The following is a 24,246-nucleotide window of genomic DNA, read 5'->3' as shown; positions in this document are numbered from 1 at the left end:
CGGGGCAGAGGCAGATGTCTGCGGGGCAGGCACCTGCCGGCGGTACGGCAGCGGTATGGCAGATGTCTGGGGGCCGCCCCGGAGCCGGCTGGAGCCAGATTCCTGCTCTGTCGGATGTGGGCCCGGATGCGATGTCATCCATGTGATCCAGGGGCCCCGGAGCCTTCCGGGTCTGCGCCCTTCTTCGTCCTTCTTCACCCTTCTTCGAGGAGCAGCCGTGGAAACCCAGCTGATGGGCGGCTACGCCGCCTACACGAGCCCCAACGCCGCCGTGGAGGAGATGGCCTCCGCGAGCAACGAACCGGAGGTCACCCTTCTCCCGTCGATCGTCACCGCGATCTCGGCCGCCTCGCTGCTGCTGTCCATCACCACCACCCTGTGGGGCTGAGAACCACCGAGGGAAGAACAGGAGTCACGTCATGGAGAACACCGGCCTGATGGGTGGTTACGCCGCCTACACCACGCCCAACGAAGCGGTCCGGGAACTGGCCGCCACCGGCATCCAGAAGGAGGACGCCCAGAGCACGCTGCTGTGCCTGTCGCTCTCCTTCGTCAGCGGTGTCACCATCAGTATCCTCACGACGGCCTGAGACACGGCCCTGAGACGTCGGCCCCGCGGACGATCCCTGCCGCGGGGCCGATCCGTGTGCCGGGCCCGGCCTCAGGCGGTGGTGGTCCCGTCGGTCCTGCGCGTCGCCTCCTCGCGGCGGGCGATGACGTCGATGAGATCGCTGACGGTGTCCAGCGCCTCCGGTGACAGACCGACCGCGCGCAGGGCGACGCTGCGTACGTTGGCGTCCCGCAGCGCGCCGAGCAGTTCGAGCTGGGAGGCGATGCGCTCGCCCTCCTCGTCGTCGAAGAAGTACGCCGGCGGCACGTCGAAGAAGCGGGCCAGGGCTTCCAGGTGACGCTTGGTCGGGTTGTCGCGACGTCCGCTGCGCAACTGCCACAGGTAGGTCGCCGAGAAGGACTCGCCGGTGGCCTGCCGGCACGCCGCGGCGACGTCCTCGTTGGAGTAGGGCTGCTGGTCGGGGCGGCGGACCACACGGAACAGCGCCTCGATCTTCTCGGCGAGCTTCGACGCCACGGGCTCGGTGTCGGCCACGGTCCTCTCCCTTTCGACGACGCATCGGACGTCAGCGGAAGTGAATGATCTCTGGCTGATCATTCATCCTGGTTGACAGGCGACGCCCGCCGGAGACAGCATAGGAGTCATGCTGAGGTGGATGGCTCTCGCCTCTTCATTCATCTCAGAATATCCGGTCGCCGTTCGGTATCCCACTCCGGAGCATCCACTGATGACCCCGTCACGGCCTCGCCCGACCCTTCAGCCATCGTCCCCGCCCCGTGGCCCGACCGTGGGCCGGGAGCGGGAAACCGCTCTGTTGCTCGGCCTGTTGGCCCGTACCGCGTTCACCCCGCCGGCCGTGGTCCTGCGCGGAGCGGCCGGCGCGGGCAAGACTCACCTCGCCGCGGCGGTCGCCGTCCACCGCTCCCGGCAGACCGGGGCCCGCCATCTCTACCTCGACATCGATGCCGGCGGCGCCGCGCGGGCCCGCGCGGCCGTCCTCGCCGCCGGGAGCGGCGATCCCCGGCCGCTGCTCGTCCTCGACGGGCTCGACCGGCTGCCGCGCGAGGAGTACGCCGGGCTGCTCGCCGAGGCCGCCGCGGCGGGGCTGGCGGTGCTGGCGACGGCCCGGGGACCGCTCGCCCTGCCCGACGTGCGTGAGCTGCCGCTGTCCGGTCTGCCGGTGCCGCGGGACTGCACCGCCCTGGATCTCGACGCCTCACTCCGCATCCCGTCCGTCGCCCTCTACGCCGCCGCCATCAGTGCGCTGAACCCCGCCTTCGTGCCGGGGCACGACAGCCATCAGGCCCTCGCACGGACGTGCGCCGCCCTGCACGGGATGCCCGGCGCCCTGGTCAGTGCGGCGCGGGTGGCCGCCCTGGAGGGTCCCGAGGCCGTCCACGGCGCGGTCGGCCGACCGCGCGGCGGCCGGCTGACCGGGCTGCTGGGGCAGTACACGGTCCCGGGTCCGACGGACGCCGCGTGTGCCGCGTCATCGGAACTGCTGCCGTTCTGCGCCCTGTTCGCCGACGGTTTCGGTCCGGAAGCGCTGCGCGAGGTCACCCGGCTGCCCGGCCCCCGGCTCACCGAGGGAGTCGAACGGCTGCTGCGCCAAGGTCTGCTCATCGCCTCGACACGCCCGTCGGGGACCCTGGACGGGGCCGGGCAGGCGCGGCTCCACCTGCCACCGGCCAGCGTGCCCGACACCTCCGGTCCCGGCCACGACGGCGCGCGGCTGCGGCACGCCCGGTACTACGCGCGGCTCGCCCGCGCCGCGACCCGTCAACTCACCCTGGCCGACCAGCACCTGGGTCTCACGGCCCTCCGGGCCGAGGAGGCCAATGTGCGCACGGCCCTGGACGAGTTGCTCAGCCGCGAGCTGACCGAGGAGGCCCTCGCCCTGGCCACGGACCTGACCGTGTACTGGGACGCGGTCGGCGCACCCGCCGACTGGCCGCAGCTGCTGCGGCCGCTGTCCCGGCCGGGCACGGTGCCGGCCGCCCTGCGCGGGCACGCGGCCCTGGCACAGGCCGACGCGGCGATCCGCGCGGGCCGTCCGGAGTGCGGGCCGGCGTTCCTGGCGGAGGCCGACCCCGTCCACCGGCCGGACGCCGCGCCGTACGAGGTGCCTGATGCCGCGCCGTACGAGGTGCCTGGCGCCGCCACCGCCCCGTATCTGCGCGTCCAGGCGTACGCGGCGCTGTCCCTCCGTCCGTCCGACGCCGCCGTCCTGCTCGCACGGGCCGCTCATGAGCACCGAGCGCGGGGCGCGGACCACCTGGCCGGCCGCGTCGACCTGGAGGCGGCCCTGAGCGCTTTCCTGTACTCCGACACCGACACCGACACCGGTATTGACACGGACACTGGTACCGACACCGACACCGACACCGACACCGACACCGACACTGGTACCGGCACCGCCCGGAAGGTCCTGTCCGATGCACTGCGCCGGCACGACCAACTCCTCGCCGGCGCCGCCCTGCTGCACCTGTGCGCGTTCGACGCGGCGACCGGACAGCACGCGGGGGCCGAGTACCACCACCGTGCCGTCGCGACGCTGCGCCCCCTCGGCTGGGCCGCCGTGCTCGGCGCCCATCTGGCCCTGCTGCGCAGCCCGTTGCTGCCGGCCACCGCAGACCGCCCCGAGGACACCGCACGGCTCATCGGCAGTGTCCACAGCGCCCGCGCCCTGGCGGGTGACGACGATCCTGCCCCGGACTTCACGCTGGCCCGCTTCGAGGGGGCGACGCGCCGGCTGCTGGGCGAGCGGCGCTACCTCGCCGCGTTACGTGAGGGCGCCCGGACGCCGACGGCCGACCTGGTCGCCGCCTTCGGCGTACGGCTGGCGTCCGTACGGGCGGAGCCGGAGCGGCCGGCGCCCGAGCGGCCGACGCCCCGCTCGGACCGCGCCCTGGGGCCCGCCCACGAGGCGCCGGACCGCCCCGGTGCGGCCGACGGGCTGCTCACCCCGCGCCAGACCCAGGTGTCCCGGCTGGTGGCCGCCGGGCTGAGCAACAAGCAGATCGCCCGTCGGCTCCAGATCTCGGAGTGGACCGTGGTCAACCACATCAGGGAGACCATGCGCCGCCTCGACTGCACCTCACGCGTCGCCATCGCCGGCTGGGTGCTGCGCAACACCGCCGCTTCCCCGGCCGCCGACGAGACCGGCGGCGCCTCGCTCGTACCCGTCCACCGCACCGCCCTGGAGGACCACCGTGTCGCGCACCTCCCCGCCGCTTCCGTCGGCCGCACCGCCTGACGCGCCGCTCAGCGGCCTGCTGACCGCCCAGCTGCGCCGGCACCGGGCACCGGCCGCGGCCGCGTTCGCCCTGATCGCGCTCTCCGTCGCCACGTCCCTGTGTGTGCCCCTCACCGTCCGTCAGCTGGTGATCGACATCGGCGCGGACCGCTCGGTGGTGCCGTCGGCGGCGCTCCTGCTCGTACTCGCCGTCGGCGGGGCGCTGGCCGGCGCGTGGGCCTCGTTCCTGCTCGGACGGATCGGCGAGTGGTCGGTCCTGGAGACCCGCCGCCGCCTAATCCGGCACACGCTGCGGCTGCCCCTGCCCGACCTGCGCCGCACCGGCACCGGTGATCTCACGGCCCGGGTGACGGCGGACTGCGCCCAGTTGCGCTCGATGTTCGACGTCGGCGTCACCTCCATGCCGGCCTCCGCCCTGGTCGCCGTGGTCTCCCTGGTCCTCATGGGGTTCCTCGACTGGGTGCTGCTGCTGATCGTCGCCGGCACGTTCGCGGTGGCGGGCTGTGCCATCGCGGTGTTCGTCAGAGGAGTGCGACGGGGGATCTCCGCCCAGCAGGAGGCGCTCGGCCAGGTCGCCCAGGGGTTCACCGCGGCCCTGTCGGCCATCGCCGTGATCAAGGCCACGCGGGCGGAGGAACACACCGCGCGCGGCATCCTGGACGGCGCCGGGGCGGCCGCCCGCGCGGCCGTGGCGGCGGACCGCTCGCAGGCGTTCATCACGCCGCTGATGAGCCTCGGCCAGCAGATCGCCATCGTCGGCGTGCTCGCCGGCAGCGGCGTCCGGCTCGCCTCCGGCGCCCTGGGCGCGGCCGACTTCGCGGCGTTCATGATGTACCTGTTCCAGATCGTGACGCCGCTGACGGTGCTCGCTTCCGGCCTGGGCCGGATCCAGGCGGGCATGGCCGCCCGCGGCCGGATCGAGGCCGTACTGGGCCTTCCGCGCGAGGACCCCGGCCCGGCGCGGGAACCGGCGCCCGACCGGAACGCGCCCGCGCTGCGGCTCAGCGGCCTCACCGCCGGGCACAATGGCGAACCGGTGCTCCACAGCATCGACGTCACCGTACCGGCCCGCGGGGTGACCGCCCTGGTCGGGCCGTCCGGAGCGGGCAAGTCGACCGTACTGGCCACCGTCGAACGGCTGCTGCTGCCCTCGGCCGGCACCGTCGCCCTGCACGGGACCGACCTCGCAGACTGGCCGCTGGCCGCGCTGCGCCGCCGCGTCGCCTACGTCGACCAGTCCTTCACCCTCCTGGAGGGCACCGTCCGGGAGAACCTCGGCCTCGGCCGGGACGAGCCGCTGGACGACGCCGTCCTGACGGCCGCTCTGGACGCGGTCGGGCTCACCTCGGCCGTCGCCGCGCTGCCCCGGGGCGCCGACACACCCATCGGCGGCGCGACGGACCTCTCGGGCGGCCAGCGGCAACGGCTGGCGCTCGCCCGTGCGCTGCTGACCGACGCCGACGTGGTGCTCCTGGACGAGCCGACCTCTCAACTCGACGGTGTCAACGAGCAGTTGCTGCGTGATGTGGTGGGCCGGATGGCCGATGAACGCGCGGTTGTCGTGGTGGCGCACCGGCTGTCCACCGTCCGGCACGCGCCGCGCGTGGTCTACCTGGAGGCGGGCCGGGTGCTCGGTACCGGCACGCACGAGGAGTTGTTCGACGGGTGCCCGGGTTACCGGGCGCTGGTCGAGGGCCAGCGCGCCGTCCCGCCGTCGACGGATTCCGCCACATCGTCGACGGCGGACGCCTCACCGTTGACGGCGGACGCCTCACCGTCGGCGGTGTCCGTCTGAGGGGCGACGGGTGCGTCCGCGCCGGGCGGGCCGGGCGGGCCGGGCGGGCCGGACGGGCCGGACGGTGTAGCCGGTGTGGGCGGGCCGGATGGTGCTGACGGGCTGGCCGGCGCAGACGACACGGCCACCTCGACCGGTTCGGCCACCTCGGTCGGCTCGACCGGCTTGACCGGCTTGACCGGCTCGGTCGGTTCGGCCACCTCGGTCGGTTCGGCCAGTTCAGACGGCTCCTGGCCGGTGAACTCCGCACGCGCCCGGCAACGTACGTAGGCGACCGTCGGGGAGAACTCGAACGCCGCGGCCACCTGACACAGCCACGCCGCCTCGTCCTCGACCGTCCCGGCGAAGACACCCCGGCCCCGGTCCCGGTCCGGGTCCCCGCCTCCCGCCCCTGTCGCGGGCGTAATCCCGGCCGGGGCGGGGGGCCGCGCACCCCGCCCCGCCCTCACCGCCTCGATCGCGGCGGCCAGTGCGGCGGCCTCGGCGACCGCCGCCACCGTGTACGCGGGCCCGGAGCGGGACAGGCCGACCCCCCGACCCACGACGGCCCGGACGCCACCGGCTCCGTACGGCCCGCTCGGCCCGTGCCGTTCACGCTCCCCGTACGGCCTGTACCGTTCACGCTCCCCGTACGGCCCGTACTGTTCACGCTCCCCGTACGGGCCGTCCGCAGGGAATCGTTCCAGCCCGGCGCCCGTCCATTCGGCGAGCTGCTCCGGTATGTGGCGGCTCAGCGCCAGACCGCCGTCCCGGATCTCCACGATCCGCCGGTACAGGGCGAACTCGGCGTCGCGCGCCCCGTGCCCCCGCCGGCCCGGCGAGACCCCGGCTACCGGCAGGGCCGTGTTCGGCAGCACCGAGTGCAGGGCCGACCACAGGGCGGCCAGCGCCCGCAGATCCCGCCCCGCGCGCAGGCGCCGCGCCCAGCCGACGACGGCCCCCCTCCACCGGACCGTGGTGGCCCCCGCCGCCGCCAGCGCGAGGCAGCCTGTGCCCAGGAGGACGGCGACGGGGTCCTGGCCCGCACCCTGGTGATGGTCGCGCACCATGCCCGCGATACCCGCTATGCCCCACAGGGCCCACAGCAGCCCCACCCCCGCCGCCGCGCCGATCAGCCGGAACCCGAGCCGCGACGGGCCGGGCGGCAGTGTGCGGGTGTGGGCGAGTACGGGCAGTGTGAAGCAGGCCAGGCACCAGACGCTGTAGGCGGTGAACACTGTCCCGAACAGCGCCAGCGCGACCCAGCCCCGGTCCTCGACGGTGACCGCCCCGCCGGTGGTATCGGCGTCCGCGGCGAGGAAGAGGAGCAGGCAGGCCGGCAGTGCGGTCGCCGTCAGCAGGCGGTGCAGCGGGCGGCAGACCGCCCGCACGGGCATGCCCAGCCGCGCGGGGATGCCGGGCAGCAGGGACAGCGCCGCCATCTCCAGTTCCCGCCCGGCCAGGTGCAGCGGGGCCGGCCAGCCGGGCAGCACCCGCTCGGCGCAGGTGATCGTGGACGGCGCGAGGGCCAGCATGGCCGCGCCGAGCAGCGCGGCGAACGCCGCCAGCCGGCGCCCTGGCCCGGAGGTGTGCCGCCGCCCGGCCGACCGGAGTTCGGCCCATGCCAGCAGTACGGCGACGGCGACGGGCCCGTACGCGAGCCACCGGCTCATCTCACGCCCCGGTGGCGGGCCGGGCGGACGACGCCGCGCCGACGAGTACGCCGGCCCGGTCCGCTGCCCCGCCGGCTCCGTCCGGGGCAGCCGCCTCACGGCCCGCCCGGTGGTGGATGAAGGAGGCCAGCAGTTCCGCCTCGCGTTCTTCCGGATCGGCGTACCCGGTCCGTCCCCAGACGCGGCCGACCAGTTCCGGGGGCAGGTCCGGCAGCAGTACGGAGCCGTCGCCGCGGGCGGGGAGCCGCCGGTCGTGGCCGCACATCAGGTGGGCCGCCTCGTGCAGGAGGATGTGCCGCCGGTGGAAGCCGGTGCTGTCGGCCGTGCAGAGGATGTAGTCGGCGTGGTCCGTGCCGACCACCATTCCGCACGGCGACACCAGGCCGGCGACGACGGGCAGTACCACGATGGGCCGTCCCCGGCGTTCGGCCAGCGCGGCGAGGAACACTTCGACGTCGAAGGGACGGGGCAGGTCACACTCCTCGGCCCGGCTGCGGGCGCGGTCCCATAACCGGCGCTCCTCGGTGTCCCGTCTTCCTCGGCGTATCCGTATCCAGGGCATGCGTGTCCCTCCGGCGGACTCGGGTGATCGGTGACGTGCCTACGAGGTGTGTCTGCGGGTGTGTCTACGGGTGTGTCTATGGGGTGTGCGGCGGGGCGGCGGCGTCGGTGGCGGACGCGGCGCGCATCCGTCCCACCGGCGGCGGGTCGGAGGCGGTCAGGCCGTCGGTCGGGGCGGCGAGTCCGTACAGGGCGTACAGGCGTCGGCGCATCCGTTCGACCGGGTACTGGCCCTCGTACACGGCGATCTTGAAGATGACGCCTTCCAGGAGGCTGCGCAGCAGCACTTCCTCCAGGGCGGGGTCGTCGGCGCCGCGCTCCGCGAACAGGGCGCGCAGCGCGTCCTCCAGGGCGGCGACCCGCTCCTCCTTGCGCGCCTCCGCCGCCGCGAACAGCGGATGCGTCGCGGGGCTCAGCACCAGACTGAGCGTCATCCGCTGCACTCCGGCGGTCGCCACGGCGGTGGCCAGGACGCGGTCGATGATCGCGGCCAGCCGTTCGTCCGGGGTGCCGTCGACCATGACGAGTGCGACGACGCCGTCGAGGTAGCGGGCGAGCAGTTCGTCGACGAGTTGATGCTTGCCGGGGAAGTAGTAGTTGAGCAGGCCGCGGGAGACGCCGGCCCGCGTGGTGATCTCCGAGACGGTGGCCCCGTGGTAGCCCTTCTCGGCGAACACCTCCAGGGCCGCGACGAGGATGCGCTCCCGGGACTGCTCGCGCATCTCCCGATTGGCCCGTGCCGACCGTGGCGCCACCGTGTCCGCCCTCCCCATCGCTCATCACCGACTGCCGCGCGGGTGTGCCGCGCTCGCTGGTTTGTTGACTGTACAGACATCCAGTGAGAACGGATACATCTCGGGAGGGGCCGGTGATGTGGAAGAGCCCAGGGAGTGCCTCGATGACTGGGGGGGCAAGGGGTCGCAGGTTCAAATCCTGTCGTCCCGACTGGAGACGGTCGCAGGTCAGAGGGCCCGTCGGAGGAATCCGGCGGGCCCTCTGCCGTATGTCCTGGGGACCGTTTGGGGACCAGGGGGTCTAGCGGGCGCGGCGGGGACCGGCGGGGAGGGTGGGCAGGGTCTTGGGGGCGCGGACCATGGTGAGGTGGGCGGTGAGGGCGGCTCCGGCGTCGGTGATCTGGCGGAGGCCGGAGTGCAGGTAGTGCTGGGTGGTGATCAGCGAGCCGTGTCCGGCGATCTTGCGTAGGACGTGGACGGGGACGGGGACGCCGGCGTCGGCGAGCCAGGTGAGTCCGGTGTGGCGCAGGTCGTGGCGGCGCAGGTGTTCGTAGCCGAGGTGGGTGACGACGGTGTCCCAGTGGGTGGCGTCGCGCAGGACGGCGGTGGAGATGCGTCCGCCGCGGGGTCCGGTGAACAGGCGGGCGTCGGGGTCGGGCCCGGCGGCGAGGAGGCGCTGGGCGACCAGGGGGCGGATCTCCTCGATGAGGGGGTCCTTGCGGGCGCGTTTGCCCTTGGTGGCCTTGTCGGTGAGGCCGCCGGGGGCGGGAGTGGTCTGCCGCCGGACGGTCCAGATCCAGCTCCGGGGGTCGATGTCGCCGGCGCGGACGCCGGAGACCTCGCCGATACGGGCGGCGGTGCAGGCGGCGAAGAGGACGGCCTCGCCCCGGGCGGGGTTGAGGGTGATCAGGCCGTCGCGGACGGCTTGTTCCATGACGCGGACGAGGACGGCGAAGCTGTTCTTGACGACGGAGCGGGAGAGTTCGTCGGCGATCCAGGTGTGGACGGTGCGGTCGACGGCACCGTTGGTGATCATTCGGACCGGGAGGTGTCCGAGGGCGGGGACGACGCGTCTTCGCCAGCCGGCGAGGTAGGGGTCGTGGGTTTTGAGTTCCAGGCCGCGCAGGGCGAGGGGCATGTTGGTGTTGCCGTAGTCGGTCAGTGTCATGGTGGCGAGGTCGGGGGAGAGTCCGGCCTGCGCGGCCTCCTTGAGGCCCTTGATCCAGTCGTGGGCGTCGTCCTCGGTGGCTTTGCCCTCGGACAGGGTGAGGCGTCGGCCGGTGGCGGGGTCGGTCCAGCGGACCCGGGCGCGGTAGGGGGAGGGCCGGTCGGGGCCGGTGTTCGATGTCGGAGGAGAGCCGGACGCCGACCGGGATCTGGGTGGCACGGCTCACCAGTGCCCGTCCCGGGCGTCCCGGGGGGCGGTGCGGTGCCTGCGTAGCCACTGTTCCACGTCGGAGTCGCTGTAGAGGACGACGCGTGCGGAGAGCCGCACGAAGGGAGGGCCCAGCGGCGGGCGGGCAGTACGCCAGCGGCGCACGGTGGAGGGATCGACGTCGAGCAGGCGGGCGAGCTGCTCGGTGCTGCTCCAGCCTCCGGTGAGGAGGTCCTGGTGGGGGGTGTCAGTGGTGGGTTGCTGGTCGGGTATGGCGGGAGGCATGGGCTCCGGGCGGGATGGAACGGACGCCGTGCGTGCTTTCGGCGCGTGGGCGGGTGGTGCGGGTTCATGGCTGTTGCTGAAAGCAGTGGGAACGTGCTGTCGACGAGGCCGAGTGGTGCTGGATGTGTGGGATTGCTGGCCGGTGCCAGCGAGGCTTGTCGGTCCAGGGCGGTTGGCTGGTAGGTCGAGCTTTCGAATAAGGGTTCCGCCGACCGACAGCCGCGCGTGGAGGTGCGTCAGCGTGACCACGCCCTATTAATGGTCCGCAGCAACACCGGTTTGGCCAACCGGCGATCATGGCTTACCTTCTCCGTCCGTTATGTGCGCCGGAGGCGCCGCTGTCGTTCCATGACGGAGCGAGATTGGCTGGTCTACCACTGGGCGGGTTGTAGATAGTGCCGTGTACGGGAGTCTCGCCCGCCGTGCTTACCCGGCGCGAACGGCGGACCAAAATTCGCAAGGCGGACGTCTGGAGCCGTTGGCCCGGGTGTGGCCGGGATCTTGTGCCGTTTGGGTAACTGAACGTCAGACGAGTGGGCCCGCGATGCACGGGCTGACGCAGAGCGGCAGCGACGAAGACCGAGACACCATGTCAGGACGTCATCAAGGGAGGCCCGGCGCCTGGTGATGTCAGGGTTCTTGCGGCGGAGCGCCCGGAATGAGAGACCGCACCCCTTCCGGAATGGTCAGAGCGTTATTTGTGGCGGTGACGCACCTGCGCCCGCCGTTGAGGCCGACCGAGGCGCGCAGGATCACGGGCTTGTCAGGATGCAGCTCGCGGAATCTGTCGACGGCCGGCCAGACGGGCATGACCCACTCCCGGGTCTCGCCGGGGGCAAGGAGGTAGTAACTGCCTGTCATGGAGAAGCCGAGGGGAACCGTACCGATTCCCCAGTCAAGGCCACGTCCGAAGTGAGCGTTGGCCCAGCTGACGGTCACGGGGGCGCGGCCAGCGTTGAAGGCTTGCACGATCAGAACGTCGTACGGGTACTGCTCGCGGTCATGGCTGCCGTAGGCGTCGTAGGGGCGGTCGGCGTCGGCTGGGGAACTGCTCAGGCTGTAGGACGGGCCGTCGGTGAAGGTGACCCTTCCGCTCACTCCGACCGACAGGTGGCAGCGAACGCGGCCCCCGCTGAGGAAGTGACTTGTCACCTGCCAGGCCACGGAGACGGCTGACAGCACCAGACTCGAGGCTGCCATAACGAAGGTGCCGTCCATGCCGACAGCGTAGGACCGGCGGTCGCTGCCCGGCAGATGAGCTACCGAACCCGGGGCGGTTCAGTGTCCGTTCAGGTGCGCCTCACGGCCGTCACCTGAACGGTGGCCCCACACTGGAAGGTCGGTCAGTCCGGCAGTACCGCGAATTCGATGAAGGCGGGTTCTGTGACGGCTGTCTCCGTCAGCGGGGTCAGGGCGCCCTCGCCGCCGACCGCGTAGGAGCGCACCAGGCAGGCCGGGCGGTCGGCGGCGAGGAGGAACGTGCCGGTCGGGTCGAAGGCGAAGCTTCTGGCCGCCAGCCCTGGGTGGATCGAGGGCGCCAGCGGTACGTGGCCGGTTCGGGTGAGGGCGCCATCGAGGGCGGCGCGGAACCAGACCAGGGTGTCTTCCCCCCGGTTGTTGACGTAGACGGAGCCGCCGTTCGGGTGGACGCGGATCTCGGCCGGTTCGTTCGGCCCGGTGTAGCCGTCGGGCAGCGTGGAGACCGCCGACAGCTCCCGCAGTTCGCCCGTGGACGGGTCGAAGGCCCAGGACGCGACCTCGGAGGCGAACTCGTAGGTGATGTAGGCCCGGTCGCCGGCCGGCGCGAAGGCGATGTGGCGGGGGCCGGTCTCCGGCGGCAGCTGGTAGGTGTGGACGAGTTCGAGCGAGTCGCCCAGGGTGTGGACGAGGATGCGGTCGGTGCCCTTGTCGGCGACGAGGACGAAGCGGCCGGTGGGGTCGATGACGGCGCAGTGCGCGTGCGGGCCGGACTGGCCGTGGCCGCCGGCCTGCGGGGAGAAGTTCGGGTCCTTGCCGTGCCCTTCCAGGACGCGGACGTCGCGCAGTTCGGCGAGGCGTCCGTCGTCCGCCAGCCTGTACAGGAGCACGGTCGAGTCGTCGTAGAGGTATTCCGTGCGCCAGGTCCCGTCCTCGGCACGGACGACGTGTTCGACGTGGTCGAAGTCACCGTGGTTGGCGGTGACGAGCACGCCCCGCTGCTCGTCGAGCGCCAGGAAGGTAGGCCGGGGGCCGGGCGCGGTGAGCGAGTTGAGCGGGGTGAGGCTGCCGTCGCGCTGGGACACCGTCAGGGCGTGCACGGCGGCGGGTGGCTCGACGGGGCCGCGGCCGTCCGTCTTTCGCTCGTCCACCGCGTACAGGGTCCTGGTGCCCGGCGCGTACACCAGGTATCCGGCTTCCCGTGGCTCGGCGACGCGGTGCACGGGGGTCAGCTTGCCGCCGTCCCAGGTGACGTCGAGGGTGGTGATGCCGCCCGCCGTGGGGTCGGTAGGGCTGCCGTAGGCGCCGACGAAGGCGACGAGCCGGCCGGTCGGCGGGGTGTGCGGAGCGGTCACGAGGCGATCAGCCTCCTCAGCATCTCCTGGTGGCGGCGGACCTGGTCCACCTCGCTCATCAGGTCTTCCCGGCCGCGGTCCTGGAAGTAGCGCTGGCCCTCGTACTCGGAGTTGATGTACCCGTCGAAGCCACCGTCCTTGAGCGCGCCGATGGCGGCGTCGTAGTCGATGGAGATCTCCTGGTACTGGCCGGGGGCGTCGGGCACCGAAGACATGTTGTTGAACTTGCCGTGGACGTGGATGACGTGCGGCGCGATCTCGCGGAGGGTGTCGGCGGAGGTGCGGGAGAGCATCAGCGCCTCGGCGACGGTGCGGTAGTCGATGTCCCGGGCGTCCTGGACGCGGTCGTCGGCGTACTTCTTGACGGCGGTGAAGACGTCGGCGAATCCCGGCTCGCACTGCCCGGTGGACAGGAAGCGGTTGAAGTCGGAGCGCAGGTTGCCGGCGGTGTGCCGGGCGAGCGGGGAGAGGTCGAAGGGGGCCTCGCCGCGGCGGATGAGCAGGGCGAGGTCCACGGAAGCCGCGGAGGCGGTGGGCTGGGCTCCGCGCCGCTCCAGCCAGGCGAGCAGGACCTCGGACGGGCGGAACTGGAAGATGCCCAGGTCGGGGACGATGCCGAGGTGCCTGGTGCCGGTGCGTTCCACGACGTCGAGGATGTCACCGACTTCCCGGCCCTCGAGGTTCATCGGTTGGTGGATCTCCTTGCCGAGCCGGATGTCGAGGGACTCGGCCAGGGGCAGCGCGGAGACCAGGATCTCGACAGGGACGACCGACAGGACGCGCACGTTGCTGAAGCCGAGGGATTTGGCCAGCCGGATGTCCTGGCGCAGCCGGTCGGCGCACTCCTCGTACGTCATCACGTGGTCGCGGAACTGCAGGACGTCCATGCCGACGTCCATGGCGACGGGCCTGGTGCCGTAGCTGTCCATCCAGGTGAACCACTGGCGGCGGAAGTCGTCGCCCGGCTCGGGGTAGCGCAGGGACATCTCGTCGATCAGCTCGATGCCGTCGGCGCCGCTGAGGTTCTGGCCGACCTCGCGGATCTGGTCCTCCAGCAACAGCTCCTTGAAGAACTGGGACTGCTGGTAGCTGTAGAGGGATACTCCTCGCCGGATGGTGGTCATCGGGCGGCCTCCGCTTCGGTCAGGTCGAGGGTGTAGGTGACGATCTCGGGGGTCTTGTCCGAGCCGGCGCCGGAACCGGGCTCGGGCGGGTTCTTCACCCATTCCTCGTCGGTGGGCAGGTAGCCGTAGGCGGCGAGGACCGACTGCTGGAGGCGGATGGTGTGGCGGCCGGGGGCGAGTCCGCCGGGGGCGGCGATGTGCAGGATGCCCTCGTCGTCGTAGTCCCAGTGTTCGTGCACGGCGGTGCGGATCTCGTCGAAGGTCCGGGGTGCCTTGCCGTTGATCTCGAAGGTCTGGACGGAGGTGGGGTATTCGGTTCCGTCGACCTCCAGGTAGTAGCCGTTGTGGAGGGAGAGGTAGCAGCCGCGGTAGTTGGCGTGGCGGACGGCCAGGGTGAAGCCGGTCGTCTGTCCGTCGCGCTGCTCGTTGCGCAGGCTGTCCGGGCGGATCAGGAAGTTGTCGAACATGTCCTTGTCCTCGTCAGAGAGGTGATGGTCAGAGCCGGCCGGCGAGGTCACGGGCGCCCAGGACGCACAGGGCGACGGTGGTGAGGGTGGGGTTGCAGGCGGCTGGGGTGGGGATGGTGCCGTTGCCTCCGACGTAGAGCGTGTCGTTGCCCCAGATGCGCAGTGAGGTGTCGACGACGCTGGTGGTGTCGTCGCTGCCGAGGCGGGTGGTGCCCTGGTAGTGCAGGGACGCGCCGTGCGGCATGACGGCGGGCTCCAGGCCGTTGATGGGTTCGCCGAGCAGGGAACCCATGCGCTTGGCCTCGGCGACGGCGGCGTCGAGCCGCTGTCGGTCGGCCTCGGTGAAGGTGTAGTGCACCTTGATGGACGGCATGCCGAGGTAATCGGGATGACTGTCGTCGAACTTCAGGTGGTCCTCGTAGCGGACCTCTGCCTTGCCCATGAAGACCGAGCACTCCACGACCGATCCCGGCCACGCCTCGAAGGTGTCGTCGACCGGGATGGGGGACGCGTCCCACTGGGTGACCTGGCCGTGGAAAGGGAAGGACGGGTCGTGGAAGGGGACCCAGCTGACTCCGGCGAGGACGTCGACTGCGCCTTCGCTGGTCTTGCGCAGGCCCTGGGCGGCGGCGCGCAGGGAGTCGTCGAGCTGGATGGTGTTCGTGGTCATCGTGTGCTCGTTGAGGTAGTGCCCGAGCGCGGCCGGGCGGATGCCGGAGGCGCTGAGCAACTGGGGGGAGCGCAGTGCGTCGGCCGCGACGACCACGAACCGGGCGCCGACCTCGTACTCACGGTCTTCGAGCCGGTCGTGCAGGAGTACTCCGTCTGCCCGGCCGGCGGTGGTCAGGATGCGCCTGGCGGCGGTGTCGGAGCGCAGTTCGAATCCGTCCCCGTGGCCGGTGAGGAGATCGCCGAGCATGATGCCGGGGCCGGTCCAGTAGCGCTGGCCGTCAGGTCGCACCTCCATGGCCAGCGGCATGGGCTGGACCACACGGTCGACTTCGCGGCCCGGGTTGTAGTGAGCGCCGAGGAGGCGGCGTACGTCGGCGCCGAGCGGGGCCTGTTCGAAGGCGCTCTGGGTGACCTGGAGCAGGCGGCGCGCGTCGGCCAGCGCGGCGTGGAACCGGTCCGGGTCGAGATCCTTGGAGAGTTCGGCCGCATCCGGCCAGGGGGAGGCGCCCGACCAGTGGGCGCCCATGCCGCCGACGTTGCTGGACAGCGCGGCGGCCGGGAAGCCGGTCTCGCCTTCGGCGGGAGCCGACGTGTCGAGCAGCCAGGTCCCGGGGCGGGCCACGAGACCGGCGGACCGGCCGCGGGACGGGGACAGGGCGCGGGCGACCTGCTCCTCGTAGTCGTCGGGGCGGGCCTCGGGGCCCTGTGAGGCGAACTGCGCGGCGACGCGCTCGCGCGGGTCGGTGATGGTGCGTACGTGGCGTCCGGGCGGGTCCGACACGGCCGGCCCGGCCTCGACCATCAGGATGCGCGCGGTGGGGCGGGCCTCCTTGATGGTCCGGGCGTAGGCCGCTCCTGCGGGGCCGCTGCCGACGATCACCACATCGTAGGTGTCGCGCATGTGTTTCACAGTCCTTCGGGCTCGTTACGGTGGTTCGGGGTCCCGGGCCGCCGCTGCGTCGGAACCGGGCGGACGTCGGCGAGGTCTCTGCCTCGGCCGGCGGTCACCGTGCGTCGGTCCGCGTACCTCGCGCAGGCCGAGGCGCCGGCTGCGGGCCCAGGCACCGCAGAAGAGTCCGAGGGGTGCGTGCGAGCCGTCGAGGAGCGGTGGAGCCCAGCGCGCGCCGTAGGTGTCCGTGGGTGTCGGGTGTGCCATGTGCTCCACCTCCTCGGGGTGTGCGGTGCGGGTGGGGGCCGGTGCGGGGCCGGTGGTCAGGCTTCGAGGACCACCGGGCGCCGGGCGCGAGGGAGGCGGAAGAAGAAGGCCCACACCAGTGCGGCGACAGCCGCCGAGGCGATGGGCAGTGACCAGATGGTGTTCCAGTCGGCGGGCACGCTGTGCGCCTGGGCGCCCACGGTCGCGTCGTAGATCCAGCCGGAGGCGAGGGAGCCGATGCACTGCCCGAAGCCGGACACCACGAGGATGAGCATGCTCTGGGCCTGGGCGGCCAGCTCGACGGGGGCCACCTCGTCGATGTACATGGCGGCCAGGACCAGGAAGAAGTCCTGACAGATGCCCTGAAGCAGCACGGCGGTGATGGCGACGGTGTGGGAGCCGTTCGATGCCTGGACGAACAGCGCGAAGCGCACGGCCCACATGCACATGCCGGCGAACAGGGCCCACTTCATACCGACGTGCTTGAGCACGAAGGGGATGGTGACGATGAAGGCCACCTCGGATGCCTGGCCAAGGGCGAGGGTTCCCGCCACGTTGGAGAAGCCCAGCGCTCCGGCGTAGGAGGAGGCGTAGGTGTTGTACACGCCGAGGGAGACCGAGGTGAACAGGGCGCACACCATCAGCACGGTGAAGTTGCGGTGGCGCAGCAGCCGGAACGCCTTGGCTCCGACGAGGTCGCCGACGGAGAAGCGGACGCCCTTGGCGGGCGGCGGCGTGTTGGGCAGGGTGAACGCGTAGACACCCAGGGCGAAGCTGATGAGCGCGGTGGCGTAGAAGAGATCGGGCGACGAGGACAGACCGAGCCAGCCGACGACGGCACCGGCGACGACCCAGCCGACTGTGCCGAACACCCGGACGTAGGGAAACCGCCGCTGGTTCGCCCCCAGGTGCCGGAAGGCGATGGCGTTGGTCAGTCCCAGCGTGGGCTGGAAGAAGAGCATGTAGACGAAGGTCAGGGTCAGGACGAGTCCCCCACCGCCGGCCCGCACGGCGGCCGGCAGGAACAGCATGGCGACGCCGCCGAGGAGATGGGCCAGACCCAGCGCCTTCTGGGACGGCAGGAAGCGGTCGCCCAGGGCACCCAGCAGCATCGGCGAGACGATCGCGGCCACAGCGGCCAGGGTGAAGGCGGTACCGATGACGGTGGCCAGCCCGTTCGTGGCGAGCACCAGGCCGACGGTCGCGAACCACGACCCGAAGACGGCGAACTCCAGCAGCATCATGACGGTGAGCTGGACGAAGAGCTTCGTGTCGCCGTTCGCCGGCGTGGCCGGTACGGACTCGCCGGGACCCGCGGTGTCGGCGGAGGCGGCCGGCTCTTGGGGAGCCACGTTCGGCGGTTGACTTCTCATCATTGAGATCCTTAGACCGTTCGCGTTCTGAACGTTTCCGCTTCCGTCGGTATCCGTGTCCGAATCATGCGGCGGATGGCGGTCGAACGTCAGCGCTTGGCAGGTGTTGTCTCGTCCCGGGAAGTCAGGCAACCCGGGACCAAACGCGTATTCACCACCCGGTGTGCAGCGTCATCGAATAGTTCTCGACTGTCGATGATCTGTTCGCGGCGGCTCGCGCGTCACAGATGACGTCAGAGGCAAAGGTGGCGGAATGTTCAGGAAACGTTCCGTTCACCGATCAGGCTCGGCCATCGTCAGCCTTGTTGGCCGAGATTGTCAACGATTTCGTCAGCGACTGTTCGGATTCTGAACGGTCCGCTGCCGGAGAGCCCATCCGGGCAGGGTGCTGGCACCGGCCCCCGTCTCGGCGAGCACCATGGCCACTCCGCCCAACAGGGCCGCGTCCTCGCCGAGGGAGGCCGGAACGAAACGGATGTCCGGCGAGGCGACCTTGAGGCTCTGTACCTCGGCGGAGGACACGAGGCTGTCGAAGAGCAGCGGCCCGGCTTTGCTGAGCGTCCCGCCGACCGCCACGACGCTGGGCGCCATCAGCTTGGCGGTGTTGGCGAAGGCACGCCCCAGGTGCCGACCCGCCTCGTACAGGACCCGTCGGCAGGCCGGGTCTCCGCGCCGTGCGCTGTCGATGACCTGGTGCAGCGTGGTGTGGCCGCCGCCGGATGACTGGAGGGCGTGCAGGAGGGAACGCTCGGAGACGAAGGTGGTCAGACAGCCCCGGCTGCCGCAGAAGCAGACAGGCCCCTCGGGCTCCAGCACCATGTGGCCGATCTCCCCGGCCAGGCCGTCACCGCCGCGGTAGATCCGTCCGTCGATGACGAGCCCGCCGCCCACCTTCGCGGAGCACATGGCGTACAGGAAATCGGCCGCCCCCTGCCCCGCACCCCAGGTCCATTCGGCCAGGGCGGCCAGGTTGGCGTCGTTCTCGGCCCACACCGGCACGCCGAGTGTCTCCTGCAGGCTTCCGGCCACCGGAATGTCCCGCCACGCGGGCAGTTGCAGCCGCGCCCACGAGGTGACCGTTCCCGTGGAACGGGCGAGCGGGGCCTGCACCGCCACCGCGACGCCGGCCAGGTCCGTGAGGGGCAGCCCGGCCCGGGAGGCCAGGGTGCGCACCATGTCGACGACGAGATCCGGGTCGCCGCCTTCCTCCTCGGTGCCCTCCTCGAAGGTGACCGAGGCGTCGTGGCGTGCGTGCGTGCCGAAGTCGAAGAGGGACGCGCGCAGTGACGTGACGTTGACCTGGACGGACATGACGGCACCCTGGCGGGAGACCAGGGCGACGAGGAACTCGCGGCCGTTGACCGGGCGGGTCTCGGCGATGCCCTCTTCTCTGAGGGATGTGACGATGCTGTTCACCGTGGCCCGGGACAACTCGGTGCGGCGGGCCAGCGCGGCCTGCGAGGAGGGGCCGTGCAGGCGCAGCGACTCCAGCACGCGGCGCACATTGCCCTGCCGTCCGCCCGCACGGGAAGGAGCGGTACGGGTGGACGTCGTCGCGCTGCCGTCGTCGCTGTGTTTCACCGGACGACCATACGACGCCGCCCGGGCCCGTGTGCCGGGGCCACCGTGCGGTGAGCGCCCCGGACCGGTGGTCACTGATTGCTGAAGGCGGAGTCGAAGGACGCTTGCGGCAGCGGCCACAGCGCCGCGCGAATCCGGCCGACGGCCTCCGCGGCCCCGTGCAGCCGGTCCATCCCCGCGTCCTCCCACTCCACGGAGACGGGGCCGGTGTAACCGATTGCGGAGAGTGCCCGGAACGCGTCCTCCCAGGGGACGTCCCCGTGCCCGGTGGAGACGAAGTCCCAGCCGCGCCGAGGGTCTCCCCAGGGCAGGTGCGAGCCGAGGACACCGGCCCGCCCGTTGGGACGCCGCAGGCGGGTGTCCTTGCAGTCGACGTGGTAGACGCGGTCGGCGAAGTCGGTGATGAAGCCCACCGGGTCGATGTTCTGCCACATCATGTGCGAGGGGTCCCAGTTGAAGCCGAAAGCGGTCCGCCGGCCGATCGCCTCCAGGGCGCGCACGCTCGTCCAGTAGTCGTAGGCGATCTCCGAGGGGTGCACCTCGTGCGCGAAGCGCACGCCCTCGGCGTCGAACACGTCGAGGATGGGGTTCCAGCGCCGGGCGAAGTCCTCGTACCCGTCCTCGATCACGGCCTGGGGAACCGGCGGGAACATCGCCACGTACTTCCAGATCTTCGAGCCGGTGAAGCCGACGACGGTGTCCGCGCCGAGGCGCCGGGCGACCCGGGCGGCCCGCTTCATGTCCTCGGCGGCCCGTCGGCGGACGCCCTCCGCGTCGCCGTCGCCCCAGACGGACGGACGCAGGATCGACTGGTGGCGGAAGTCGATCGGATCGTCGCAGACGGCCTGACCGCCCAGGTGGTGGGAGATCGCCCAGACCTTCAGCCCGTACCGGTCAAGCACGTCGAGCTTGGCCGGCAGGTAGTCCGGGTCCTCCTCGGCCCGGGGGAGATCGAGGTGGTCCCCGGAGGCGGCGATCTCCAGGCCGTCGTATCCCCACTCGCTCGCCAGGCGGGCGACTTCCTCGAACGGCAGGTCGGCCCACTGGCCGGTGAAGAGTGTGACCGGCTGGCGTGCCGTTCCGGGGCTGTGGCTCATGCGTTCTCCTGGTTCCAGAGCTTACTTAAGTCTATTCTGAGCAAAAGTGTCGCTTGAATCAATCGATCGTCGTGCTTCTTTAGCTCGTATCAGTCGTTAGCTCCGGTGGGAGCAGAGGGAGAGGTGTGCCATGGACAAGCTCCGGGTCGCTGTCATAGGTACCGGCTTCATGGGGGCGGTCCACGCGCGGTCGGCCGTCACGGCCGGTGCGGAGGTCGTGGGAGTCGTCGGCTCCACCCCGGCGAAGGGGCGTGCCGCCGCGGGGGCTTTCGGTGTCGGCCGCGGTTTCGACTCCGTCGAAGACGTCCTGCGGCACGGCGTGGACGTGGTGCACGTGTGCACCCCGAACGCTACGCACGCCCGCTTCGCCCGCGCCGCGCTCGCCGCCGGTGTCGCGGTCGTGTGCGAGAAGCCGCTGGCCACCGACGTCACCACCGCAGGGGAGCTGACCGCGCTGGCGGCCGAGCGCGGGGTGGTCACCGCTGTGCCGTTCGTGTATCGCTACTACGCCTCCGTGCGTGAGGCGCGAGCCCGGCTCGCGCGACCGGGGCACCGGCCGCCGTGGCTCATCCACGGCAGTTACCTCCAGGACTGGCTCGCCGACCCGCAGGCCACGAACTGGCGCGTGGACCCGGTGGACGGCGGCGCCACGCGAGCGTTCGGTGACATCGGGGTCCACTGGTGCGACCTCGCCGAGTTCGTCACAGGCCAGCGCATCACCCGGGTGAACGCCTCCTTCGCGCGCGCTGTCGCCGAGCGGCCGGCGCCCGACGGCACCGTGCGCCCCGTGGAGACCGAGGACGGAGCCGCCGTCCTGCTGCGGACGGACGGGGGAGCGGTCGGCTCGGTGGTGGTGAGCCAGGCGTCCGCAGGTTACAAGAACGCGCTGTCGTTCTCCTTCGACGGGCCGGATGCCAGCTATGCCTTCCGTCAGGAGACGCCGGAGTCGCTGTGGATCGGCGGACGCGAGGCCAATCAGGTCCTGCTCCGTGACCCGGGCCGTCCTCAGGCGCCCACCGGCCGGTCGGCCGTGCTGCCCGCGGGCCACCCCCAGGGGTACTACGAGTGCTTCGCCGATCTGGCCGCAGACACCTACGCGGCGGTCAGGGGGGAGCGGGTGCCGGATCTGCCGACGTTCGCCGATGGGCTGCGTGCTGCCGCGATCACCCAGGCCGTGGTCGATTCGGCGCGGGACGGGGGATGGGTCGACGTCACGACGGACGTGTCGCGAGCCGCCTGATCCTCGGACCGGTCCGGAGGTGTGCCGGCGAAGAGCATGAGCAGGCCGATGGCAGATGTCTGTACTACAGAATGAGTGACTGCTATACAGGACGCTCCGTCGGGCTCACTCAAGGAGGAGTGCCTCATGCCGAGCCGCGCCAGTACGGGCAGGATCGCTCTGGCCAGCTACATCGGAAGCGTCATCGAGTGGTACGACTTCAACATCTACGGCCTGGCGGCAGCGCTGGTGTTCAGCGAGCAGTTCTTCCCCGCCTTCTCCGAGACCAGCGGCACCCTTGCCGCGCTGGCGGCGTTCGCGGTCGGGTTCATCGCCCGGCCGCTCGGCGCGATCGTCGCCGGGCACTTCGGTGACCGCCTCGGCCGCAAGTCGATGCTGGTGCTCTCACTGCTCACCATGGGAGTGGCGACCACGGCGATCGGCCTTCTCCCGACCTATGAGGTGATCGGGGTGTGGGCGCCGATCCTGCTGGTCGCGCTGCGCCTGCTTCAGGGCATCGGGGTGGGCGGAGAATGGGGCGGTGCCGCACTCATGGCCGTCGAGCACGCGCCGCCGGGCCGGCGGGCCTTCTACGGTTCCTTCCCGCAGGTCGGCATCCCCACCGGAATCCTCCTGTCCCAGCTGGCGTTCCTGCTGATGACTCAGGTCTTCTCGGACGCGGCACTGCGGTCCTGGGCCTGGCGGCTGCCTTTCCTGTTCAGCGCGGTGCTGATTGTGGTCGGCCTGCTGGTACGGCTGTCGATCACGGAGACCGGAGAGTTCGAGAAGGCTCGTGAGAACCGGGACATCGCGCGCATACCGCTGGTCGAGGTATTTCGCCGGTCGCCGCTGCGGGTGCTGTCGGGCAGCCTCCTCTCCCTGGCCGGGCCCACGCTCGGCACCCTGCTGTCCGTGTACATGATCAGTTACGGCACGCACCGGCTGGACATGGACTCCAGCACGATGTTGTGGATTACCGTGGTGCTCAGCGTTCCGTGGATCGCCATGATGCTGGGCGCCGCCCAGGCGAGCGACCGGTTCGGGCGCAAGCGCATGTTCATCATCGGCACCGGACTCGCGGCCGTCGGAGTGTGGCCGATGTTCCTGCTGGTGAACACCGCCGCGGTGCCGCTCGTCTTCGCCGGACTGTTCCTGCTGACGATCGCGAACTCCATCATCAACGGTGCTCAGCCGGCCATGCTCACCCTGATGTTCCCGGCGGCCGTCCGCTACAGCGGCGCCTCGCTCTGTTTCCAGATCGGGTCGATCGTCGGTGGTGGGCTTGTGCCGTTGCTGGCGGAGTCGCTCTACACGCGCTTCGGCACGTCGAACGCGGTCGCCATGCTGATAGCGGGGGTCTGCGCCGCCAGTCTGCTGGCCGTCCTGCCGGTGCGGAAGGCCCTGCTCGACGTGGGCACGCTGGCCACAGTGTCTGATGCATCGCTGAAGGGCGACAAGGAGGCCGACGCGATGCCTCAGCGTCGGTAGGACGACGAGCCGCCGCCGAACGCGAGGGGCCCGACGCTCTCACTCCGGCCTCCACGCGGGTCCCCCCGCGGCAGCCACCGGCCGAGCATGCCGGGCCGGGTCAGCTCGTCGACCGCCAAAGTGGCCGCGCCGATGACACCCTCCCGCCGGTCGAGGCCGGCCTCGGAGATGGCCAGTTCGTCGATGGCCATGGGAAGGGAGCGCCGGGCCACGACTTCCCCCACAGGGCCCGCGAACGCTTCGCCCGCCTGGGCCAGCAGGCCGGTCAGATAGACCGTCGACGGGTTGAACACGCTGACCAGTGTTGCCAGTTGGGCACCGACAAGCTCACCCGACCTGGTGATCAGCTCGGCGCTCACGGGATCTCCCGCCCGGCACCCCTCGACCACGTCGGTGACGGTCAGGGACTCCGGCGTACGTTCCAGCCGCTCGGCGAGGAAGGGGCTGCGCCCGCTCAGGGCCGCGGCACGGGCGTCACGGCTGAGGGCCCATCCGCCGGCCAGGGCTTCGAGGCAGCCGAACTTTCCGCACCGGCACCGCAGGCGGGACTCCTCCGCGACGATCGTGTGGCCGAGGTCCCCCGCCGAGCCGCGAGCCCCCCTGTGCAGGCCACCCTGGGAAATCAGTCCCAGGCCGATACCCGTACTCGCTTTGACCAGCAGGATGTTGTCGCCGGCGACGGAGCGTGTCCTGCTCCAGGCACCCAGGGCCATCAGGTTGGCGTCGTTGTCGACCCACGCCGGCACGTCGTAGTGGGCTTCCAGCCGTTCCCGCAGCGGAAAGGCGTGCCAGCCCGCCATGATCGGTGGTCGGACAGGGGTGCCGCGGGTGAAGTCGACCGGTCCGGGAACCCCGGCGCACACGCTCCACAGGCGTTCGTGGAGCCGCGGTGTCAGCAGCTCGCCGGAGATCTGACGCAGGGTCTCCAAGGACGCCTCGGGACCTGCCTCGATGTCCCAGGCCGTACGGCGGTCGGCCAGTACGGTGCCGTCGAGATCGGTTACGGCCACATGCAACTGGCTGGCGCCGAACAGGGCGCCGAGCACAACGCCCCGGCCGGACGCGATCCGAAGGGTGCGGGAGGGCCGGCCCCCGGTGGAGGGTGCTGTCTCCCCTTCGGTCACCAGACCGGCCCTGATGGCCTGGTCCACCCGTTGAGTGATGATTGTGCGGCCCAGCCCGGTACGGCGACTGAGGGCGGGCCGGGTGACGGCCGTTCCGCCTCTGATCATGTTCAGCACGAGGGAGAGTGTCTGGTGGTCGGTCATGCGGTGTGGTCTCCAGGGAC

Annotated in this window: 20 protein-coding genes and 1 pseudogene; 6 read left to right on the top strand and 15 right to left on the bottom strand. The window is 71.4% G+C overall.

What is annotated here, in order from left to right:
* Positions 1-217 precede the first annotated feature (217 nt).
* A complete protein-coding gene (locus tag UW392_RS58105) occupies positions 218-388 on the top strand; it encodes an LxmA leader domain family RiPP (protein WP_320783579.1) in 171 nt (56 codons plus the stop codon).
* A 31-nt stretch (positions 389-419) separates the two neighbouring features.
* On the top strand, positions 420-590 hold the full coding sequence (locus UW392_RS58100) for a hypothetical protein (protein WP_320783578.1): 171 nt from the start codon (positions 420-422) through the stop codon (positions 588-590).
* Positions 591-661: 71 nt separating this feature from the next.
* On the opposite strand, the gene UW392_RS58095 is transcribed toward UW392_RS58100, so the two are convergent.
* A complete protein-coding gene (locus tag UW392_RS58095) occupies positions 662-1,105 on the bottom strand; it encodes a helix-turn-helix domain-containing protein (RefSeq protein WP_320783577.1) in 444 nt (147 codons plus the stop codon).
* A 280-nt stretch (positions 1,106-1,385) separates the two neighbouring features.
* On the opposite strand from UW392_RS58095, the gene UW392_RS58090 reads away from it, so the two are divergent.
* Entirely contained in the window at positions 1,386-3,827 is a 2,442-nt protein-coding gene (locus UW392_RS58090) for a LuxR C-terminal-related transcriptional regulator (protein WP_320783576.1), read from the top strand.
* A pseudogene (locus UW392_RS58085) lies at positions 3,784-5,304 on the top strand (ABC transporter ATP-binding protein); the annotation flags it as partial. The gene UW392_RS58090 and the pseudogene UW392_RS58085, both read left to right, overlap by 44 nt.
* Before the next feature lie 197 nt (positions 5,305-5,501).
* On the opposite strand, the gene UW392_RS58080 reads toward UW392_RS58085, so the two are convergent.
* From UW392_RS58080 to UW392_RS58020, 13 genes are all read right to left on the bottom strand, one after another.
* Positions 5,502-7,274 (bottom strand): MAB_1171c family putative transporter, encoded by a 1,773-nt coding sequence (locus tag UW392_RS58080; RefSeq protein WP_320783575.1) that lies wholly within the window; start codon positions 7,272-7,274, stop codon positions 5,502-5,504.
* 1 nt (position 7,275) lies between these two features.
* Positions 7,276-7,836, bottom strand: coding sequence for a ParH-like protein (locus tag UW392_RS58075; RefSeq protein WP_320783574.1), 561 nt, complete (start codon positions 7,834-7,836; stop codon positions 7,276-7,278).
* A gap of 76 nt (positions 7,837-7,912) precedes the next feature.
* Complete coding sequence (locus UW392_RS58070; protein ID WP_320783573.1) at positions 7,913-8,557, bottom strand: TetR/AcrR family transcriptional regulator; 645 nt, start codon at positions 8,555-8,557, stop codon at positions 7,913-7,915.
* A 313-nt stretch (positions 8,558-8,870) separates the two neighbouring features.
* Positions 8,871-9,956, bottom strand: coding sequence for a tyrosine recombinase XerC (xerC, locus tag UW392_RS58065; RefSeq protein WP_320783572.1), 1,086 nt, complete (start codon positions 9,954-9,956; stop codon positions 8,871-8,873).
* Between the two features lie 3 nt (positions 9,957-9,959).
* The gene (locus UW392_RS58060) at positions 9,960-10,229 is read right to left on the bottom strand and encodes a helix-turn-helix domain-containing protein (protein WP_320783571.1); all 270 of its coding nucleotides are present in this window, start codon (positions 10,227-10,229) and stop codon (positions 9,960-9,962) included.
* A 630-nt stretch (positions 10,230-10,859) separates the two neighbouring features.
* Complete coding sequence (locus tag UW392_RS58055; protein ID WP_320783570.1) at positions 10,860-11,447, bottom strand: hypothetical protein; 588 nt, start codon at positions 11,445-11,447, stop codon at positions 10,860-10,862.
* 125 nt (positions 11,448-11,572) lie between these two features.
* The gene (locus UW392_RS58050; protein WP_320783569.1) at positions 11,573-12,781 is read right to left on the bottom strand and encodes a lactonase family protein; all 1,209 of its coding nucleotides are present in this window, start codon (positions 12,779-12,781) and stop codon (positions 11,573-11,575) included.
* Positions 12,778-13,905 (bottom strand): hypothetical protein, encoded by a 1,128-nt coding sequence (locus tag UW392_RS58045; RefSeq protein WP_320783568.1) that lies wholly within the window; start codon positions 13,903-13,905, stop codon positions 12,778-12,780. The genes UW392_RS58050 and UW392_RS58045 overlap by 4 nt, the downstream gene beginning before the upstream one ends.
* Positions 13,902-14,372, bottom strand: coding sequence for a DUF6379 domain-containing protein (locus UW392_RS58040; protein ID WP_320783567.1), 471 nt, complete (start codon positions 14,370-14,372; stop codon positions 13,902-13,904). Before UW392_RS58040 ends, UW392_RS58045 begins: the two co-directional genes overlap by 4 nt.
* 28 nt (positions 14,373-14,400) lie before the next feature.
* A complete protein-coding gene (locus tag UW392_RS58035) occupies positions 14,401-15,945 on the bottom strand; it encodes a GMC oxidoreductase (RefSeq protein WP_320783566.1) in 1,545 nt (514 codons plus the stop codon).
* Positions 15,946-16,256: 311 nt separating this feature from the next.
* Positions 16,257-17,552 carry an MFS transporter gene (locus UW392_RS58030; protein WP_320783565.1) on the bottom strand — a complete coding sequence of 432 codons (1,296 nt, stop codon included), beginning with the start codon at positions 17,550-17,552 and terminating at the stop codon, positions 16,257-16,259.
* 351 nt (positions 17,553-17,903) lie between these two features.
* Entirely contained in the window at positions 17,904-19,154 is a 1,251-nt protein-coding gene (locus UW392_RS58025; protein ID WP_320783564.1) for an ROK family transcriptional regulator, read from the bottom strand.
* A gap of 71 nt (positions 19,155-19,225) precedes the next feature.
* A complete protein-coding gene (locus tag UW392_RS58020; protein ID WP_320783563.1) occupies positions 19,226-20,251 on the bottom strand; it encodes a sugar phosphate isomerase/epimerase in 1,026 nt (341 codons plus the stop codon).
* A gap of 130 nt (positions 20,252-20,381) precedes the next feature.
* Between UW392_RS58020 and UW392_RS58015 the strand changes: the two genes are divergently transcribed.
* Both UW392_RS58015 and UW392_RS58010 read left to right on the top strand, forming a co-directional pair.
* A complete protein-coding gene (locus UW392_RS58015) occupies positions 20,382-21,491 on the top strand; it encodes a Gfo/Idh/MocA family oxidoreductase (RefSeq protein ID WP_320783562.1) in 1,110 nt (369 codons plus the stop codon).
* Between the two features lie 126 nt (positions 21,492-21,617).
* Positions 21,618-22,958, top strand: coding sequence for an MFS transporter (locus UW392_RS58010; protein ID WP_320783561.1), 1,341 nt, complete (start codon positions 21,618-21,620; stop codon positions 22,956-22,958).
* On the opposite strand, the gene UW392_RS58005 is transcribed toward UW392_RS58010, so the two are convergent.
* Complete coding sequence (locus tag UW392_RS58005) at positions 22,946-24,226, bottom strand: ROK family protein (protein ID WP_320783560.1); 1,281 nt, start codon at positions 24,224-24,226, stop codon at positions 22,946-22,948. The two genes, UW392_RS58010 and UW392_RS58005, sit on opposite strands and share 13 nt — an antisense overlap.
* Positions 24,227-24,246 lie beyond the last annotated feature (20 nt).

It is taken from the genome of Streptomyces sp. CRN 30 (assembly GCF_034105845.1).
Note: the sequence above shows the minus strand (reverse complement) of the source record. Positions and strands in the feature narration are given on the sequence as shown.

What these genes read in the sequence shown, in the direction of transcription:
- UW392_RS58100 (WP_320783578.1), top strand. Translation starts at nt 420, where the DNA reads ATGGAGAACACCGGCCTGATGGGTGGTTACGCCGCCTACACCACGCCC.
- UW392_RS58080 (WP_320783575.1), bottom strand. Translation starts at nt 7,274, where the DNA reads ATGAGCCGGTGGCTCGCGTACGGGCCCGTCGCCGTCGCCGTACTGCTG.
- UW392_RS58075 (WP_320783574.1), bottom strand. Translation starts at nt 7,836, where the DNA reads ATGCCCTGGATACGGATACGCCGAGGAAGACGGGACACCGAGGAGCGC.
- UW392_RS58070 (WP_320783573.1), bottom strand. Translation starts at nt 8,557, where the DNA reads ATGCGCGAGCAGTCCCGGGAGCGCATCCTCGTCGCGGCCCTGGAGGTG.
- UW392_RS58060 (WP_320783571.1), bottom strand. Translation starts at nt 10,229, where the DNA reads ATGCCTCCCGCCATACCCGACCAGCAACCCACCACTGACACCCCCCAC.
- UW392_RS58055 (WP_320783570.1), bottom strand. Translation starts at nt 11,447, where the DNA reads ATGGACGGCACCTTCGTTATGGCAGCCTCGAGTCTGGTGCTGTCAGCC.
- UW392_RS58045 (WP_320783568.1), bottom strand. Translation starts at nt 13,905, where the DNA reads ATGACCACCATCCGGCGAGGAGTATCCCTCTACAGCTACCAGCAGTCC.
- UW392_RS58040 (WP_320783567.1), bottom strand. Translation starts at nt 14,372, where the DNA reads ATGTTCGACAACTTCCTGATCCGCCCGGACAGCCTGCGCAACGAGCAG.
- UW392_RS58035 (WP_320783566.1), bottom strand. Translation starts at nt 15,945, where the DNA reads ATGCGCGACACCTACGATGTGGTGATCGTCGGCAGCGGCCCCGCAGGA.
- UW392_RS58020 (WP_320783563.1), bottom strand. Translation starts at nt 20,251, where the DNA reads ATGAGCCACAGCCCCGGAACGGCACGCCAGCCGGTCACACTCTTCACC.
- UW392_RS58015 (WP_320783562.1), top strand. Translation starts at nt 20,382, where the DNA reads ATGGACAAGCTCCGGGTCGCTGTCATAGGTACCGGCTTCATGGGGGCG.
- UW392_RS58010 (WP_320783561.1), top strand. Translation starts at nt 21,618, where the DNA reads ATGCCGAGCCGCGCCAGTACGGGCAGGATCGCTCTGGCCAGCTACATC.
- UW392_RS58005 (WP_320783560.1), bottom strand. Translation starts at nt 24,226, where the DNA reads ATGACCGACCACCAGACACTCTCCCTCGTGCTGAACATGATCAGAGGC.